A 15167-nucleotide genomic window follows, 5' to 3' on the forward strand; every position below is an offset into this window, starting at 1 on the left:
AATGACTGATGGAGGAAAAAAAATGAAAGATAAAAGTGCAAAGATGCAAATAGTTAAAAAACTTATAGAAAAAGGTAAAAAAACTGGCACTTTGACTTATAAAGAAATAATGGATGAATTAGATGAAGTAGATTTAAGTCCTGAACAAATAGAAAAAATATATGAAGTGCTTGAATCTATGGGAATCGAAGTTGCAGGTGATATTCAGGAAGTTGAAGTAGATGAAAAAGATTTAGATTTATCTGTTCCAGAAGGTATAGCTATAGATGATCCAGTAAGGATGTATTTGAAGGAAATAGGTAAGGTACCATTGCTAGCACCAGAAGAGGAGATAAGTCTTGCACAAAGGATAGAGAATGGTGATCAAGTAGCTAAAAAGAAATTAGCAGAAGCTAACTTAAGACTTGTTGTCAGTATTGCTAAAAGATATGTGGGAAGAGGTATGCTTTTCTTAGATTTAATTCAGGAAGGAAACCTTGGACTTATAAAAGCTGTAGAAAAGTTTGATTATAGAAAAGGATACAAATTTAGTACCTATGCAACTTGGTGGATAAGACAGGCAATTACAAGAGCTATAGCTGATCAAGCAAGAACTATAAGAATACCTGTTCATATGGTTGAGACTATTAATAAATTAATAAGAGTTTCAAGACAACTACTTCAAGAATTAGGCAGAGAACCTCAACCAGAAGAAGTAGCTAAAATTATGGAGATGCCTGTAGATAAAGTAAGAGAAATAATGAAGATTGCACAAGAACCCGTATCATTAGAGACTCCAATAGGTGAAGAAGAAGATAGCCATCTTGGAGATTTTATACCTGATGATGAAGCACCTGCACCTGCAGAAGCAGCAGCCTTTACTATGCTTAAGGAGCAGCTTATAAATGTTTTAGATACTTTAACACCAAGAGAGGAAAAAGTACTAAGACTTAGATTTGGATTAGATGATGGAAGAGCTAGAACACTTGAAGAAGTCGGAAAAGAATTTAATGTTACAAGAGAAAGAATAAGACAAATAGAAGCAAAGGCTCTAAGAAAATTGAGACACCCAAGCAGAAGCAAAAAACTAAAGGACTATTTAGATTAAAGCACCCTATTATAGGTGCTTTTATCATTAAAAGTTTTAAGCACAGTATACTTTAGTAAACTATGTTATAATGTATAAAGGAGGGTGGTTAAGTGCAAGTTTATAAATCAGTTAAGGGATCCGGAGTATATTATATTTTAGGCATGAGTATATTGGGTGATTTACTATTAGGAGTTCTACTATTTCTAATAGATTCTTATGAAGTGTTAAGTATATTAAAAGTTGCTACTATAGTTTTTAATATATATCAATTATACTATATACTAATATGTAGTTCATTAAAATATTTTGTGGATGATGATGGCATACAAATTTTAAGTGTGTTAAAACTTAAAAATATAAAAATACCATTTACATCTATACAAGGATATCAAAAAGCACAAGGACATATAAGAGGCATGAAGCTATCAGGATGTGGCAAGAATCATTTTGCTATTGGAAGAGCCATAGTTGAAAAAATAGGAAGTACTTATATGTTTATTACTTCAACTAAAAATATAATTTATTTAAAAACAGATGATATAAACTATGGATTATCTCCTGAAAATTTTCATGAGTTTGAGAAAAACTTAAATGATAAAAATGTAAATTGTATAAGTTGGGAATACAAAGTTAATAAGAATGTAAATTTATATAAAGATAAAAAGTTTTTTATTCCATTTAGTATAGTAACTGTAGCAGTGCTTATCCTTACACTGAATCCAATAATATTGTACTTTTGCAATAAGCTTCCGGCTATGATGCCTTTAAACTTCAGTTCACATTTCGTGGTTATAAAATTTGGTACAAGTAAACAGTTTGCATTTAAACAGATGGTTTATGGACTACTTAATATGGCAGTACTATTTTGTATGTATAATGCAGGATATCTTTGTGCTCGATATGATAAAAAATCTGCATATAAGTTTATTTATGTACCTTTAATTTTAACATTTGTTTTTCTTATTATGCAAATTAGAATTTTACTTACGTTTAGATAAATAGAATGGAGAGTATACAAATGGAACTTAGCTTAAGACTTAAAACCATAGTAGGTTTGGTGGATAAATGTAATTGTGTTGCAGATATAGGTACAGATCATGGATATGTTCCTATAGAATTGATAAAAAATAATACTTGTATTAAAGCTATTGCTTCTGATATAAATAAGGGACCAGTAAAAAAAGCAAGTATTAATATAATATCTGAAGATTTACAAGAACAAATAGATTGTAGACTGGGCTCAGGATTAAATACTGTAAAAGTAGGAGAAGCTCAAGGAGTCATAATTGCTGGAATGGGAGGAAATCTAATTCGAGATATTATAGAAGAAGGATTAGAAGTTTTCAAAAAATGTGAATTTGCAATATTACAGCCAGTACAAAATCCTGAAGTTTTAAGAGAATATTTATATAAAAAAGGATATAATATTATTGATGAGGAACTATGTATTGATGAAAATAAGTTTTATGAGATAATGAAAATAAAATATGATAATAAAGTTGAAAAGGTTGATAGTATTTTTTATGAGGTAGGTAAATCATTGATAGATAAAAAACATCCTCTTGTAGCCCAATTTATAAAATTTAAGATATCAACATATAATAAAATATTAGGTAATATAAAAGATGATACGAAATTAGCTATGGATAGAAAAGTCGATATTAAAGTTAAAATTCAAAAGCTGGAGGAGCTGCTTAAATGTCTTTAAGGGTAAGAGATATTAATAGTATAATGGAAAAATGTGCACCACCAAAATTCAAAGAGGATTATGATAATGTGGGTCTTATGGTAGGGGATATGGAGTGCGAAGTAACATCCATACTTGTGGCATTAGATTGTACTTTGGAAGTTATTAATGAAGCTAAAGAAAAAAAGTGCAACTTTATATTAACCCATCATCCATTACTATTCAAGAAAACATTGAATATAACTAAAGGCACTTTATTGGGAAAAAAAATAATAGAACTTATAAAGAATGATATAAATGTTTATTCAAGTCACACTAATCTTGATTCTGTAAAAGGAGGTATTAACGATACTATAATGCAGCTTTTAAACTTTCAGGATTATAATACTATAGAACTTTCTAAAAGAAATGAGGAAGATGATAAGGTTTCAGGCATTGGAAGAATTGCAAAGCTCAAAGAAGCTATGACGGTTGATGAAATGTGCAGCAGAGTAAAGAAATGCTTAAATGTTCCTTTTTTGAGATATTCAGGTGACGAGGATAAAATAATAAAGAAAGTTGCAGTTATAAATGGCAGTGGACAAAGTTATTTTAATGAGGCTAAAAAATTGGGGGCAGATTGTATAATTACAGGTGACACTACATATCACTATGTTAGCGATTTTGAAGAAGAAAACATAGCTGTTATTGATGCTGGACATTTTGATACAGAATGGCCTGCTGTAGTGGTATTGGCTAAAGAATTTAAAAATAAAATAGAAACTATGGGTTACAAAAATTCTGTTTTTATATCAGAGTCTAATAAAAATCCGTATAAATATAAATAGAAGTGGGTATTTAACATGCTCATTTCTATTTTTTATTTAAAAAAGAATTAGTGGGAGGATAAAAAAATGAGTTTATTGAAGCAACTTATCGAGATTCAAGATAATAAAAAAAATATTGCAGCATGTAGTAATTTAATTAATAATCATGAATATACTAGTAACTTGAAGGGTGTAAAGAAAGAATTTGATATAGAAAAAAGTAAATTTAAAAATAAAGACAGTGAAATATCAAATTTAAGGAACAAATATCAAATGGTAAGTAGTAATCTAAATAATGATAAAGATGAGTTAGAAAAAATTAAATTTGAGCTTTATAATAATGCAGGAAGCGATTTGAAATTAATAGATGCACTGCAAAAAAAGTTTAATAAAAAGCAAGAAAGTATAAAGATAGTAGATAATCAAGTTTTAAAGTTATTAGAACAAGAAGAAAAATTGAGTTCTGAAAAAGAAAGCTTAAAAATAAAACTTTCTAAACTTAAAAATGATTTTTACACATATAAAAATACAGAAGGTAAAAAAATTAATGACGCAAGAGAAAAAATAAAAAAATCAGAAGAAGCTATTAAGGAATTAGAAAAACTTATTCCTGTTGATATTTTAGAAATTTTCAATAAGATATGTAGTTCAAAGGGTACAGGTGCAGCAGAGTTAAAGGATAATATATGTTCAGGATGTAGAGTAAAAGTGTCTTCTATGACTATAGATAATGTAAATAAACAGCAAAGAATAGTATACTGTGATAACTGTGGAAGAATAATTTATTGTAATGAAAAGAAAAGTTTTTAAAGTATGGTAAAAGTTTTATTTGTAATTTTAATTTATGTGTGATATTATAATATTCGTGAGTAAGTCAGACAATCGCTGCTGTAGAAATACAGGAGAGGAAAGTCCGAGCTCCATAGGACAGGGTGCTGGGTAATACCCAGTCAGGGCAACTTGAAGGAAAGTGCAACAGAGATATACCGCCATATGTGTTTATCACACATGGTAAGGGTGGAAAGGCGAGGTAAGAGCTCACCAGCGCATTGGCGACTTTGCGGCTATGTAAACCCCATCTGGAGCAAGATCGAATAGGGAAGCGTTAAGGGGTGGTCCGTCCCGCTTCCGGGTAGTATCGCTGGAGCCTATTAGTAATAATAGGCCTAGATAGATGATTGTCTAATACAGAACTCGGCTTATAGATTTGGTCACATATTGAAAACACTAGCTTTGGGCTTGGTGTTTTTTTATTTTAGAAAAAATCTAGAAACTATTCATAATGCAATTATTTGTAAAAGATTTTTTTCTTCACAATTGGTGAAACAGTAGTATCTCTATTTTGCTTGGTTAGTCAATATAAAATTTTTTTAAAAATGAATGTGGCTAATATCATAATTTGGATTGTTGTACTTACTGTAGTAAGTGCTATTTATGGAGTTTGCTTTTGGTTTTTAACCTTCTATTGATAAAAAAATTAAAATGTAATCTAGGTTATTAATACACAATTTTAATATTTAACGCAAAATAAATCTATAGAAATAGATTCCTTACATATTTTATTTAATATCAACATTATTCTTAAACACATTCTATTACTTAGTAAATTCATTCAGATTTGTTACAAATGGTTTCATACCATCTATGTGGATTTCGATTTCATTTTTTGCTAAAGTTGAATATCCTATTTTCATTGAACAATAAATTGCATGGTGGCTGCGATGATCATTTTTAATCATGCTAAAAAGTACTTTTTCACCCACGCGATATCGTGCATAATATCTGTACCTCAAGATTCTAAGCTGAATAATATCATACATTTCGATAAGATATGAGTTGTGGGAAGCTTTTACTATAGCAGTGTGATATTGGTGGTCTGCAATATTGCACCAGGAAAATTCAAGAAAAAGGTAATGTTTGGTTTGCCAGGCTCTGATTCGAATGACGGAATGATGAAAATTGCAAGAGTCTATACAGAAAAAAAATAAAATTATATCATTTACAGGAACTTACCATGGCTCAACATATGGCTCAATATCACTTTCAGCATTGAGTTTGAACATGAGAAGAAAAATTGGACCTTTAGTGTCAGATATATATTATATCAATTATCCTGACTGCTATAGATGTAAATGTGACAATAAGGTTGAGAGCTGTAATCTCGAGTGTCTTGATGAACTTTACGAGAAATTTAGAACATATCTTCCAGCAGAAGAGGTCGCTGCAATAATTATGGAGCCAATAGCTGGTGATGGAGGCATAATAATACCACCAATTAAATATAACTTAAAGGTTATACAAAATCTGCAAGGAAAGAGGTATCCTGTTCGCGGCGGATGAGGTTCAGCAGGGTTTTGGAAGGACAGGAAAGTGGTTTGCAATAGAGAATTTTGGGGTAGAACCAGATATAATGGTTTTAGGAAAAGCTGTTGCGTCAGGGATGCCATTGAGTGCCATTGTTGCTAGAGAAGATATTATTGAGTCTGTTGGGCCACCTGCACACCTCTTTACGACAACTAGCAATCCAATATGTTGACAGGATTCACTTGCCACTATAGAGGTGTTGGAAATCTCGAAAGGTAGTGCAATAAACAGATGAATTTCAAGGTGAGGCAAGGGGAACGAACAATTGCGCGTAATTAGTATTTAGTATCATTAAAATGCCGAAGTAAATGCTTAAGTATGGAATTTATATTCTAGAGATTTTAATTTAGAATAGAAACATATTGTTTACATGGTTGAGACTATTTATATATATGCTCCTGTTATTATTAAATCATGCAATATATATAAATTTATTGCATAATCCCCAATTTTAATAAGGAGTGGTATTTATAATGAAAAGTAGAAAAACAATAGGTATAATGTTATTATGTATGCCAATTAGAGGTCCCACAGGGATTGTGGCAAATGCTGCTGGCGTAGACTCAAACATTATAACAAAACCTGCTATCGTGAACGCAATAAGCACAAGAGATGTTACAGACAAAGAGTTTAATGATGTTGTTGGAGAGGTGCAAAAGGAACAAAATTTACCTATAGTAAAAGACTTAATGAAAAGAGCGAAAAATTATTTGGCAAATGGTTTTTATGTAGAAATGAAAGTAACTTGTGAAGGTGGAGCAAAGGAAAGCGGCATTGTAAAAAAGTACTGACAATTATATAGTAAAACCAAAGTTTTGATAACTCAATTTTCAAGTATAATGAGAACAATAAATCAGTTGGAGATTTGAAGTTAAATTAGAGTATGCAATAGATGAACGGTTATTGCATAGTTAAAGATATTTAATATATGAGGAAGGGGTATTTATAATGAAGAGCAAGAAAATAATAGGTACAATGGCATTGCTTATAGCAATTGCAAGTGCGGGAGGTACTATAGCAAATGCTGCTATTATAAATAAAGGAGCTACAACTAAAACTGTTGTGTTGGACACAACAAAAACAAAAGATTCTATGGATATGAAAGCCAAAGAGATTACAGATAGAGAATTTTCTAATGTTGTTGGAGATGTTGAAAAAAAACAAAATTTGCCTATAATAAAAGATTTGATGGAGAAAGCCAAAAATTATTTAGGAAATGGTTTTTATGTAGAAACTAAATTAAGTTGTGAAGGCGGCATAGGTGGAAATCGTGTTGTAAAGCAGTACTGGCAGGATGGCAATTATCGCAGTGAAGAATTTGGAACAGATGGTAAGCTTTTATATGTAACAGTGTATAATAAAGCTGAAGATATTAACTACGATTATGATGTTAAAAATAATGCCCTAGGTAAATGTAAAAATTATTGTAAGATTTATCCAATAGCAAGTGATAGATTAAAATATTATTTCCTATATTTAGATAATGCAAGGTTTGGAGATTTTAAAACTATTGATTATAATGGTAAGAAAGCTGTTTACTCAAAAGCAATAGTTAAAGATGGTGACAAAATCAAGGCTGATCAGCAAATATGGTATGATGCTGAGACAGGAATGATACTTAACTTTCAACAGAAGTGTTTTAAACCAGACGGCAAAGTGGCGGTTTATACCAATAATAGTTATACAGTAAAATCAAACCAAACCTTTGATAGCTCCGTTTTCAAATACGATGAAAATAATAAATCAGTTGGAGATTTAAAGTTAAAATAATATATAATAAGAATTCAAGCTCTTTAATTATTTTTAAGAACACTCCTAGAAATTTTCTAGGAGTGTTTTGTATAGTAATTAGTAGGTAAACTTATAGTAACTGTGGTTTCCTTATAAGGTTGGCTAGCAATTTCTATTTTTCCTTTGTATTTTTCAATAATAGTCTTTGAAATTGACAGTCCTAGGCCGCAGCTACCTAATTCTCTTGACTTGAGTTTGTCAACTCTATAAAAAGGAGTGAATATCTGACTCATATGTTTCTCGGGAATCCCATCTCCTTTATTGATTATATTAATCTCTACATTTTTTTCTTTTGCTGTTGCACTAACTTGTATTGGTGAATCAGTATATCCGTATTTTATCGCATTATCAATTATATTAATAAATACTTGCTGCAAGTTATCACTATTTCCATATATGCAAACATTCTTATCTACTTTGCATAATATTGTATTCCCATATCTTCGTGCCTTTAATTCCATTCCCTTGCAAGTATCTTTTAATAAATTACCAATATCAATCTCTTTCAATTCATCTTCAATAACAAAAGAGTCTTTTGATAACTCTAGAAGCCTAATTACCATACTGTGGAGCCTTTTGCTCTCATTAATTATATGGTTAACTCCACTATCAAAAAATTCTATATCAGTGAAGGCATTTTCATGTATTATTTCAGCATATCCAAGTATTGTAGTCAATGGTGTCTTTAATTCATGAGTAACATTATCAAAAAAGTGCTTTTTATAGTTATTAAGTTCTAAAAGGCTATCCCTGTCTTTTTCAATTGTAATTATCTGAGCAGATATTTTTTCCACCATTTTATTAAAATTTCTAGTAAGGTCACCTATTTCATCTCTTCTTTTGCTGTCTAAGTTAACATCAAGGTTTCCTCCAGCAACCTTATTTGCTGCATTGTTAAGCCTTAATAAAGGAATTGATATATTTCTTGATAAAAGATATGAAAAAATAAATGCTATAATAAAAATTATTAAAGCTGCATAAATAATTATTTCCTTAATGTGCCTACTTTGTAAAAACAGAGTTGAATAGTCTTTGCTAAATCGTATAATGCCTACTTTATTATTAAGAATAATTACAGGGTATGAAAAATATACTGTTGTATTATTCTTATCAGATTTTATAGTATAAGATACACTTCCAGTTATTGCATTTCTTAAATCTTCATATTCAGGTTCTTTGGTTTTGCTTGTGTTATATAGAAGTTGTCCTTCTAAACTATACACATGTACTTCACTTTCAGTAATCGTTTTGAGCTTTCTTGCGATATCTTTAGACATTTCTTTAAAACCTATCTCATCATTATCAAAAAAATTTCCCCTAAGAAACTGTTCTATACGTTCATTACTAGTTCTTTTTAAAGTTTCCATTTCGCTTGTAATAGTTTCTTCGTTTCCCCTCTCAAGTATACTGCTTATTGCAAAAACAAGCACGAGAAATGAAATTAAAAATATGATAAAGAAACCCAACGCAAACTTGAATCTTATAGTTACTCTCATTTATTCACTCCCTAAATTAATCTTATACCCTACCCCAAACACAGTCATTATTAAATCATTATTTTCTAATTTTTTTCTGAGCCTTTGTACATGAATATCTACTGTTCTAGTATCACCTATATAATCATATCCCCAAACATTATCAAGAATTTGAGAACGTGTCAAAACATTTCCTCTATTTTTATACAACGCAACTAAAAGGTCAAACTCTTTTGGAGTGAGTTTTATAAATTTATTTTTATTCTTTACAACACGTTCGTTCATTAGTATTTCTATATCTCCAAAATGAACTATACTATCAATCATTTCTTCTGGTTGTCTATTCACCTGATCAATTCTACGAAATATACAATTTATTCTTGCTATTACTTCTCTTAAATCAAAAGGTTTTGTGATATAGTCATCAGCACCAAATTGAAGGCCAGTTATTTTATCAGTAATATCTGATTTTGCAGTTATCATTATTATTGGAATATTATTATTTGATATTGAAATTCTTTTACAAACCTCAAGTCCGCTGATATCAGGCAGCATTAAGTCAAGAAGTATTATATTAGGCTTAAATTTATCAACGTAATCAATTCCTTCGACACCTGTATTTGCTATCTTAATTTCAAATGATTCCTTTTTAAGTCTATATGCTAAAAGTTCTGCTATAGGTCTTTCGTCTTCAATAATTAGTATTTTTCTATGTTCCAATTTATTCAACACCTCAGTTATCATAATATTTTTTATAAAGCTTTTTCTTTGAAATTTACACATATAATTTTAACATAAAGTTGTTTCAAAAATGTTTCAGAAGAAAAGGGGGACACTTAAAAATGGCAATGGGCAATCCAATATATTGCTAGTCTTCACTTGCAACTATAGAGATGTTGGAAATTTTTCTCTGAATTTGTTATATTATGATACAACGCAAAAGTAAATAAGTTTACTTTTGTAAACTATAAGGAGAAATATGTGTGTTAAGTAAAAAATTAAGATAGTTACAATGTTGGCAAATTTTTCAACTGTTTTATCTCTTACTCTTAGTGATGTTAAAGCCGCTGGAGTAACAAGATTAGGTGGACAGGACAGATATGAGACATCTGTTAATATAGCAAAGCAGTTTGATAAATTAATAAATGCAATAGTAATAGTAAACGGTGAAGATTATCATGATGCTATCTCAAGTTATGTTTTCGCTAAAAGAATGGGGGCAGCTATTTTGCTTACCGAAAGTAATACTCTTAGCAAATCTTCATTGGACTTTTTAAATAAAAGTGTTTCTAAAGACAAAAATGTATACATTATCGGAAACACTAAAAGAGTTAGTTCAGCTGTAGAGAGCATAATTAAAAATCAGGGATTTAGCAATGTAGAGAGAATTTCAGGACAAAGTGACTATGATACAAATTCAGCTGTATTAGACAAAATGAATGTTACTGAAGGAACACCTGTAATTTTTGCAAGTGGTGAAGGTTATGCAGATGGAATTTCTATAAGCAGTATAGCAGTAGCTAAAAATGCACCAATTCTTTTAGTTAACAATAATAACAATAAGCTTCAAAAACAATTTGTTGACAGCATGAAATATTTAAATGTTTTGGTTTATGGTGGTATAGGTTCCATATCAGACAACCTGCTAGGATTACTAATAGATAATAGCAGTTCGGCAATGACAGCCTATAGTGCAGTGCTACAAAATGGAGCGATATTTTTTAGTACAGATGATAGTAAAAGTGAAAGCTTAAATGATAATAAATATTGCAATTTAAATAAGCACTAGTTTAGCTCCTAGCGCTTATTTTCTATTAAAAATAAAATTATCTGTGTTAAAATTATTTGTACATTTATTCTGGCACAATCAAGTTTACAGAGTTATTTTTAATAAGATCTACATACTCACTAGGTGGAACCTTGTCTGTTATTAAATAGTCAATATCACTTAAATTACAGTAAGTTACCAAAGATGAAACATTAAATTTTGAATAATCAGTGAGAACAAAGACTTCAGCACTTTTTTTTACAGCAGTTCTTTTTATTTCACTCTCGAGAGGAGAGGAATTTGTAAGTCCATTAGTTAAGGATACACCTGCAGTAGCCATAAATGCCTTATTTATGTTGTATTTTTTAAGTAAGTTTAGTGAGTCTATGCCTGCAAAGGAGTTTGTTTTTCTAACCAAAGTTCCTCCAGTTGAAATTATATTTAAGTTATCATATTTGATACAACTTGTAATAAAGTTTAAATTATTAGTTATTATAGTAAGATTATTTTTATCTTTCACAAAATCTGCCATATTTAAAGTTGTTGTACCGGAATCTATAAATATTATGTCTCCATCCTTAATGAAATTGCAAGCAGTTTTAGCTATTAAGTTTTTAGCAGAACTATTTTTTATTTGTCTTTCATCAAATGGTATTAATGAATTAGAGTTAGCAGTAACTCCACCATATACTTTTTTTATACGTCCTCTTTCAACTAATTCCTGTACATCTCTCCTTATAGTATTTTTAGAAACATTAAAAATATCAGTTAATTTATCTAAAGTTACAGTATTATTATTTAATACATATTGTTCTATTTGATTTATCCTTTTTATCTTCATAAAATCCTCCTTTTCATTGATGCAATACATATTTTAGCTGATTGTAGGAATTGCTTATATTTATACATATAATTATATATAAAATTTCATAAAAGTAAACAACTTATGAGTAATATAATTAAAAATTAACCAAAAGTTACTCATATTTAGACAAAAGTTCAGATACTGTGAAAACTATAACTAAAATTTAGCAAAAAATATTGACTGCATTATTAACTTGTGATAATATATAACCAAAAGATAATCAAAATATAACCAAAAAACAATAAACAAGTGATATGAATGTGATAATATTATTACAAAAATTACACATGGGAAGGTGAAAAAATGAGCAATTTATTTTTAATGCCAAGGTATGTCTTTACAGGTGAAGGTGCTTTAAATAAAGCAAGTGATAGTATAAAATTACTTGGTAAAAAAGCGCTTATTATAACAGATGATATTATGGTTAAGTTAGGTAGTGTTAATAATGTTACAAAATTATTAGACAAAATTAATGTAGAGTATTCCATTTATCATGAAGTTAATGGGGAACCTACTGATACTATGGTTAATAACGGAATTGAAAAATATAAAAGAGAAAATTGTGATTTTGTAATAGCTTTAGGCGGAGGAAGTCCTATTGATACAATGAAAGCTATAGGAGCAATGATAACTAATCCAGGAACTATAAATGATTACTTAGGAAAAATAATAGAAAAACAAACCCCACCACTCGTAGCAATACCTACAACAGCTGGAACAGGATCTGAGGCAACTCAATTTACTATAATAACAGATACTAAAAGAGATATAAAAATGCTTTTAAAAGGACCAAACTTAATTCCAAGTATTGCAGTAGTAGATCCCATGTTCACTATGACCTCTCCAAAAAGTGTAACGTCTGCAACTGGACTAGATGCTTTAACTCATGCAATTGAATCATACACCTCAAAACTTGCACAACCAATGTCTCAGATGTTTTCAATTTCTGCTGTAAAAAAGATATTTGATAATTTACTTGAAGCTTATAACAATGGAAGTAACGTTGAAGCAAGAACAAAAATGTCTATAGCGGCACTTGAAGCTGGAATAGCATTTAATAATTCTTCAGTTACTATAGTTCATGGGATGAGTAGACCAATAGGTGCTCTTTTCCATGTACCACATGGGCTGTCTAATGCGATTCTTCTTACAAGTTGTTTGAAATTTGCTTTAAAAGATGCAGCTGATAAGTTTTGTGATCTGGCAAAGGCTGTTGATATATACAAAGATGGTATGAATGATATGGAAGCTGGACAAGAATTTATAAAAAAAGTTGAAAAGTTATGTTCTGATTTACATGTACAAACTTTAGAGGAATTTGGAGTGGATAAAACTAAATTCTTTGACAGCTTACATAAAATGTCAGAGGATGCATTAGATAGTGGAAGTCCTCAAAATACAATAAGAAAAGTGGATAAGAAAGATATAATCAATATATATAAGGAACTTTGGAAGTAGGTGAAATTGTGCCGATAGCAAATTTAAAAGATTTATTAACAGAAGCAAAGAAAGGCAACTATGCAATAGGAGCGTTTAGTATTGCAAATATGGAAATGATAATGGGAGCAATAAAGGCTGCAGAAGAACTAAATGCACCTATTATACTTCAAATTGCACAAGTAAGATTAAAACATTCACCACTACAACTAATAGGTCCTGTAATGATGTCAGCAGCAAAAAATGCCAATGTACCTGTGGCAGTACATTTAGATCATGGCGTCACAATGGAATGTGTAAATGAAGCTCTTAAACTAGGATTTACTTCTGTGATGATAGATGGGTCTAAATATTCGTTAGAAGAAAATATAGATTTAACAAAAAAAGTTAAAAAAGAAGCAGAAAAATATGGAGCAGCTGTGGAAGCTGAAATTGGAAGAGTTGGTGGAAGTGAAGATGGTTCTGAAGATATATCTGCTTTGTATACAAATACACAGGATGCAAAGAGATTTTATGAAGAAACAGGGGTAAATGCATTAGCTATAGGTATTGGAAATGCACATGGAGTATATAAGGGAACACCTAATTTGAATTTTAGTGTACTTCAGGATGTCAGTAAGAATGTAAACGTTCCTTTAGTGCTACATGGTGGTTCAGGCATAAGTGATGAAGATTTTAGAAAATGTGTGTCTCTTGGAATGAGAAAAGTAAATATAGCAACTGCTACATTTATATCTGTTGCTGAAAATGTAAAAAAGCTTTGTGAATCTAATAATGTGGATTATTTTAAATTACATGAAGCAGAAATAGAGGGTGCATATTTAAATGTAAAAAGGCATATTAAAATATTTGGTACCGAAAACAAGGCATAAGGAGGAAAAAAATGAAGTATATTGAGTTTGATAATAGTAGAAAATTTGATGTAATACCACTTGGAAGGGCAGCTATAGATTTTAATCCTGTAGATGTAAATAGGACACTAGCAGAAAGTGGAACTTTTAAAAAATATTTAGGAGGTTCTCCAGCTAATGTAGCAGTTGGACTTGCTAGATTAGGAAAAAAAGTAGGATTTATAGGTAAAATATCAAATGATAGATTCGGAGATTTTATAATTGATTACTTTAAAAAAGAAGGTATAGATACATCAAATATTTATAGAGCTAAAAATGGTGAATCTTTAGGACTTACATTCACAGAAATATTAAGTCCTACAGAAAGTAGTATTTTAATGTATAGAAATGGTATTGCGGATTTAAGTTTAAATGTAGGTGAAATTGATGAAGAGTACATAAAAAATGCAAAGGCAATTTCAATATCAGGAACAGCATTAGCTCAAAGTCCATCAAGAGAAGCTGCCTTAAAAGCTTTGGAATATGCAAAAAAGCATAATACAGTAGTTATTTTTGATATAGATTACAGAGAATACAATTGGAATAATAAAGATGAGATAGCAATTTATTATTCTATAGTTGGAAAGAGCAGTGATCTTGTAATAGGGTCAAAGGAAGAATTTGATCTTATGGAAGGATTAATAGCAAAAAATAGTACCGATGAAGAAACTGCTAAAAGATGGATTGGATATGGAAACAAAATTGTAGTTATAAAACATGGTAAAGAAGGTTCAACAGCTTATACAAATGATGGTAAGAGTTATAATATTAAACCATTCCCAGTAAAACTTCTAAAATCATTTGGTGGTGGAGATGCTTATGGTTCAGCATTCATATATGCTCTTTTAGAAGGATGGGGTATAATGGATGCACTTGAATTTGGAAGTGCTTCTGCAGCAATGTTGGTTGCAAGCCATAGTTGTTCAGATGCAATGCCAACTGTTGATGCAATAAAGGAATTTATAAAAAAGGAAAAAGCTGAATATGGTGAAATGGTAGCAAGAGTATAGGAGGA

General features: G+C 30.2%; 17 protein-coding genes and 1 other RNA gene. 14 read left to right on the forward strand and 4 right to left on the reverse strand.

Translation table 11 applies throughout. The features are described from left to right. Window positions 1-22: 22 nt before the first annotated feature. From rpoD to rnpB, 6 genes are all read left to right on the forward strand, one after another. Window positions 23-1087: an RNA polymerase sigma factor RpoD gene (gene rpoD / locus Q6H37_RS03430; protein WP_318739184.1), complete on the forward strand. Its 1065-nt coding sequence runs from the start codon at window positions 23-25 to the stop codon at window positions 1085-1087. Between the two features lie 92 nt (window positions 1088-1179). Further along, window positions 1180-2067 (forward strand): PH domain-containing protein, encoded by an 888-nt coding sequence (locus Q6H37_RS03435; protein ID WP_318739185.1) that lies wholly within the window; start codon window positions 1180-1182, stop codon window positions 2065-2067. Window positions 2068-2087: 20 nt separating this feature from the next. Further along, window positions 2088-2777 (forward strand): class I SAM-dependent methyltransferase, encoded by a 690-nt coding sequence (locus tag Q6H37_RS03440; protein WP_318739186.1) that lies wholly within the window; start codon window positions 2088-2090, stop codon window positions 2775-2777. Further along, window positions 2768-3583 (forward strand): Nif3-like dinuclear metal center hexameric protein, encoded by an 816-nt coding sequence (locus Q6H37_RS03445; RefSeq protein WP_318739187.1) that lies wholly within the window; start codon window positions 2768-2770, stop codon window positions 3581-3583. Before Q6H37_RS03440 ends, Q6H37_RS03445 begins: the two co-directional genes overlap by 10 nt. Before the next feature lie 66 nt (window positions 3584-3649). Further along, entirely contained in the window at window positions 3650-4372 is a 723-nt protein-coding gene (locus Q6H37_RS03450) for a zinc ribbon domain-containing protein (RefSeq protein ID WP_318739188.1), read from the forward strand. 56 nt (window positions 4373-4428) lie between these two features. Continuing rightward, window positions 4429-4780, forward strand: an RNA gene (rnpB, locus tag Q6H37_RS03455) — RNase P RNA component class A. Between the two features lie 377 nt (window positions 4781-5157). Here rnpB and Q6H37_RS29470 read toward each other — a convergent pair. Continuing rightward, on the reverse strand, window positions 5158-5556 hold the full coding sequence (locus Q6H37_RS29470; RefSeq protein WP_412523925.1) for an FCD domain-containing protein: 399 nt from the start codon (window positions 5554-5556) through the stop codon (window positions 5158-5160). Between Q6H37_RS29470 and Q6H37_RS03460 the strand changes: the two genes are divergently transcribed. The 4 genes from Q6H37_RS03460 to Q6H37_RS03470 all read left to right on the forward strand — a co-directional run bounded on the left by Q6H37_RS03460 (window position 5522) and on the right by Q6H37_RS03470 (window position 7696). After that, complete coding sequence (locus tag Q6H37_RS03460) at window positions 5522-5902, forward strand: aminotransferase class III-fold pyridoxal phosphate-dependent enzyme (RefSeq protein WP_318739189.1); 381 nt, start codon at window positions 5522-5524, stop codon at window positions 5900-5902. The two genes, Q6H37_RS29470 and Q6H37_RS03460, sit on opposite strands and share 35 nt — an antisense overlap. Then, on the forward strand, window positions 5886-6098 hold the full coding sequence (locus Q6H37_RS29475; RefSeq protein WP_412523926.1) for an aminotransferase class III-fold pyridoxal phosphate-dependent enzyme: 213 nt from the start codon (window positions 5886-5888) through the stop codon (window positions 6096-6098). Before Q6H37_RS03460 ends, Q6H37_RS29475 begins: the two co-directional genes overlap by 17 nt. 301 nt (window positions 6099-6399) lie before the next feature. Beyond that, window positions 6400-6717, forward strand: coding sequence for a hypothetical protein (locus Q6H37_RS03465; RefSeq protein WP_318739190.1), 318 nt, complete (start codon window positions 6400-6402; stop codon window positions 6715-6717). Between the two features lie 157 nt (window positions 6718-6874). After that, a complete protein-coding gene (locus Q6H37_RS03470; RefSeq protein ID WP_318739191.1) occupies window positions 6875-7696 on the forward strand; it encodes a hypothetical protein in 822 nt (273 codons plus the stop codon). 56 nt (window positions 7697-7752) lie between these two features. Here the strand turns inward: Q6H37_RS03470 and Q6H37_RS03475 are convergent, their stop codons facing one another. Beyond that, a complete protein-coding gene (locus Q6H37_RS03475) occupies window positions 7753-9213 on the reverse strand; it encodes a HAMP domain-containing sensor histidine kinase (protein WP_318739192.1) in 1461 nt (486 codons plus the stop codon). After that, window positions 9214-9912: a response regulator transcription factor gene (locus tag Q6H37_RS03480; RefSeq protein WP_318739193.1), complete on the reverse strand. Its 699-nt coding sequence runs from the start codon at window positions 9910-9912 to the stop codon at window positions 9214-9216. Between the two features lie 292 nt (window positions 9913-10204). Between Q6H37_RS03480 and Q6H37_RS03485 the strand changes: the two genes are divergently transcribed. Beyond that, entirely contained in the window at window positions 10205-10981 is a 777-nt protein-coding gene (locus tag Q6H37_RS03485) for a cell wall-binding repeat-containing protein (protein ID WP_318739194.1), read from the forward strand. A 64-nt stretch (window positions 10982-11045) separates the two neighbouring features. Here Q6H37_RS03485 and Q6H37_RS03490 read toward each other — a convergent pair whose 3' ends face one another. After that, window positions 11046-11801 carry a DeoR/GlpR family DNA-binding transcription regulator gene (locus Q6H37_RS03490; RefSeq protein ID WP_318739195.1) on the reverse strand — a complete coding sequence of 252 codons (756 nt, stop codon included), beginning with the start codon at window positions 11799-11801 and terminating at the stop codon, window positions 11046-11048. A gap of 327 nt (window positions 11802-12128) precedes the next feature. Between Q6H37_RS03490 and Q6H37_RS03495 the strand changes: the two genes are divergently transcribed. Genes Q6H37_RS03495 through iolC form a run of 3 tightly spaced genes read left to right on the forward strand, consistent with a single transcriptional unit; the run spans window position 12129 to window position 15162 of the window. After that, window positions 12129-13283 (forward strand): iron-containing alcohol dehydrogenase, encoded by a 1155-nt coding sequence (locus Q6H37_RS03495; protein ID WP_318739196.1) that lies wholly within the window; start codon window positions 12129-12131, stop codon window positions 13281-13283. Between the two features lie 8 nt (window positions 13284-13291). Then, window positions 13292-14134: a class II fructose-bisphosphate aldolase gene (locus Q6H37_RS03500; protein WP_318739197.1), complete on the forward strand. Its 843-nt coding sequence runs from the start codon at window positions 13292-13294 to the stop codon at window positions 14132-14134. 11 nt (window positions 14135-14145) lie between these two features. After that, window positions 14146-15162 (forward strand): 5-dehydro-2-deoxygluconokinase, encoded by a 1017-nt coding sequence (gene iolC, locus Q6H37_RS03505; RefSeq protein WP_318739198.1) that lies wholly within the window; start codon window positions 14146-14148, stop codon window positions 15160-15162. Window positions 15163-15167 lie beyond the last annotated feature (5 nt).

Origin of the sequence: Clostridium sp. JS66, from assembly GCF_033561535.1 — a bacterium.
GTDB lineage: Bacteria > Bacillota > Clostridia > Clostridiales > Clostridiaceae > Clostridium_AM > Clostridium_AM carboxidivorans.

Coding starts and splice junctions, on each gene's coding strand:
- Q6H37_RS03475 (WP_318739192.1), bottom strand. CDS start 9,213: ATGAGAGTAACTATAAGATTCAAGTTTGCGTTGGGTTTCTTTATCATA.
- Q6H37_RS03495 (WP_318739196.1), top strand. CDS start 12,129: ATGAGCAATTTATTTTTAATGCCAAGGTATGTCTTTACAGGTGAAGGT.
- iolC (WP_318739198.1), top strand. CDS start 14,146: ATGAAGTATATTGAGTTTGATAATAGTAGAAAATTTGATGTAATACCA.
- Q6H37_RS03445 (WP_318739187.1), top strand. CDS start 2,768: ATGTCTTTAAGGGTAAGAGATATTAATAGTATAATGGAAAAATGTGCA.
- Q6H37_RS03490 (WP_318739195.1), bottom strand. CDS start 11,801: ATGAAGATAAAAAGGATAAATCAAATAGAACAATATGTATTAAATAAT.
- Q6H37_RS03450 (WP_318739188.1), top strand. CDS start 3,650: ATGAGTTTATTGAAGCAACTTATCGAGATTCAAGATAATAAAAAAAAT.
- Q6H37_RS03485 (WP_318739194.1), top strand. CDS start 10,205: ATGTTGGCAAATTTTTCAACTGTTTTATCTCTTACTCTTAGTGATGTT.
- Q6H37_RS03440 (WP_318739186.1), top strand. CDS start 2,088: ATGGAACTTAGCTTAAGACTTAAAACCATAGTAGGTTTGGTGGATAAA.
- Q6H37_RS03465 (WP_318739190.1), top strand. CDS start 6,400: ATGAAAAGTAGAAAAACAATAGGTATAATGTTATTATGTATGCCAATT.
- rpoD (WP_318739184.1), top strand. CDS start 23: ATGAAAGATAAAAGTGCAAAGATGCAAATAGTTAAAAAACTTATAGAA.
- Q6H37_RS03470 (WP_318739191.1), top strand. CDS start 6,875: ATGAAGAGCAAGAAAATAATAGGTACAATGGCATTGCTTATAGCAATT.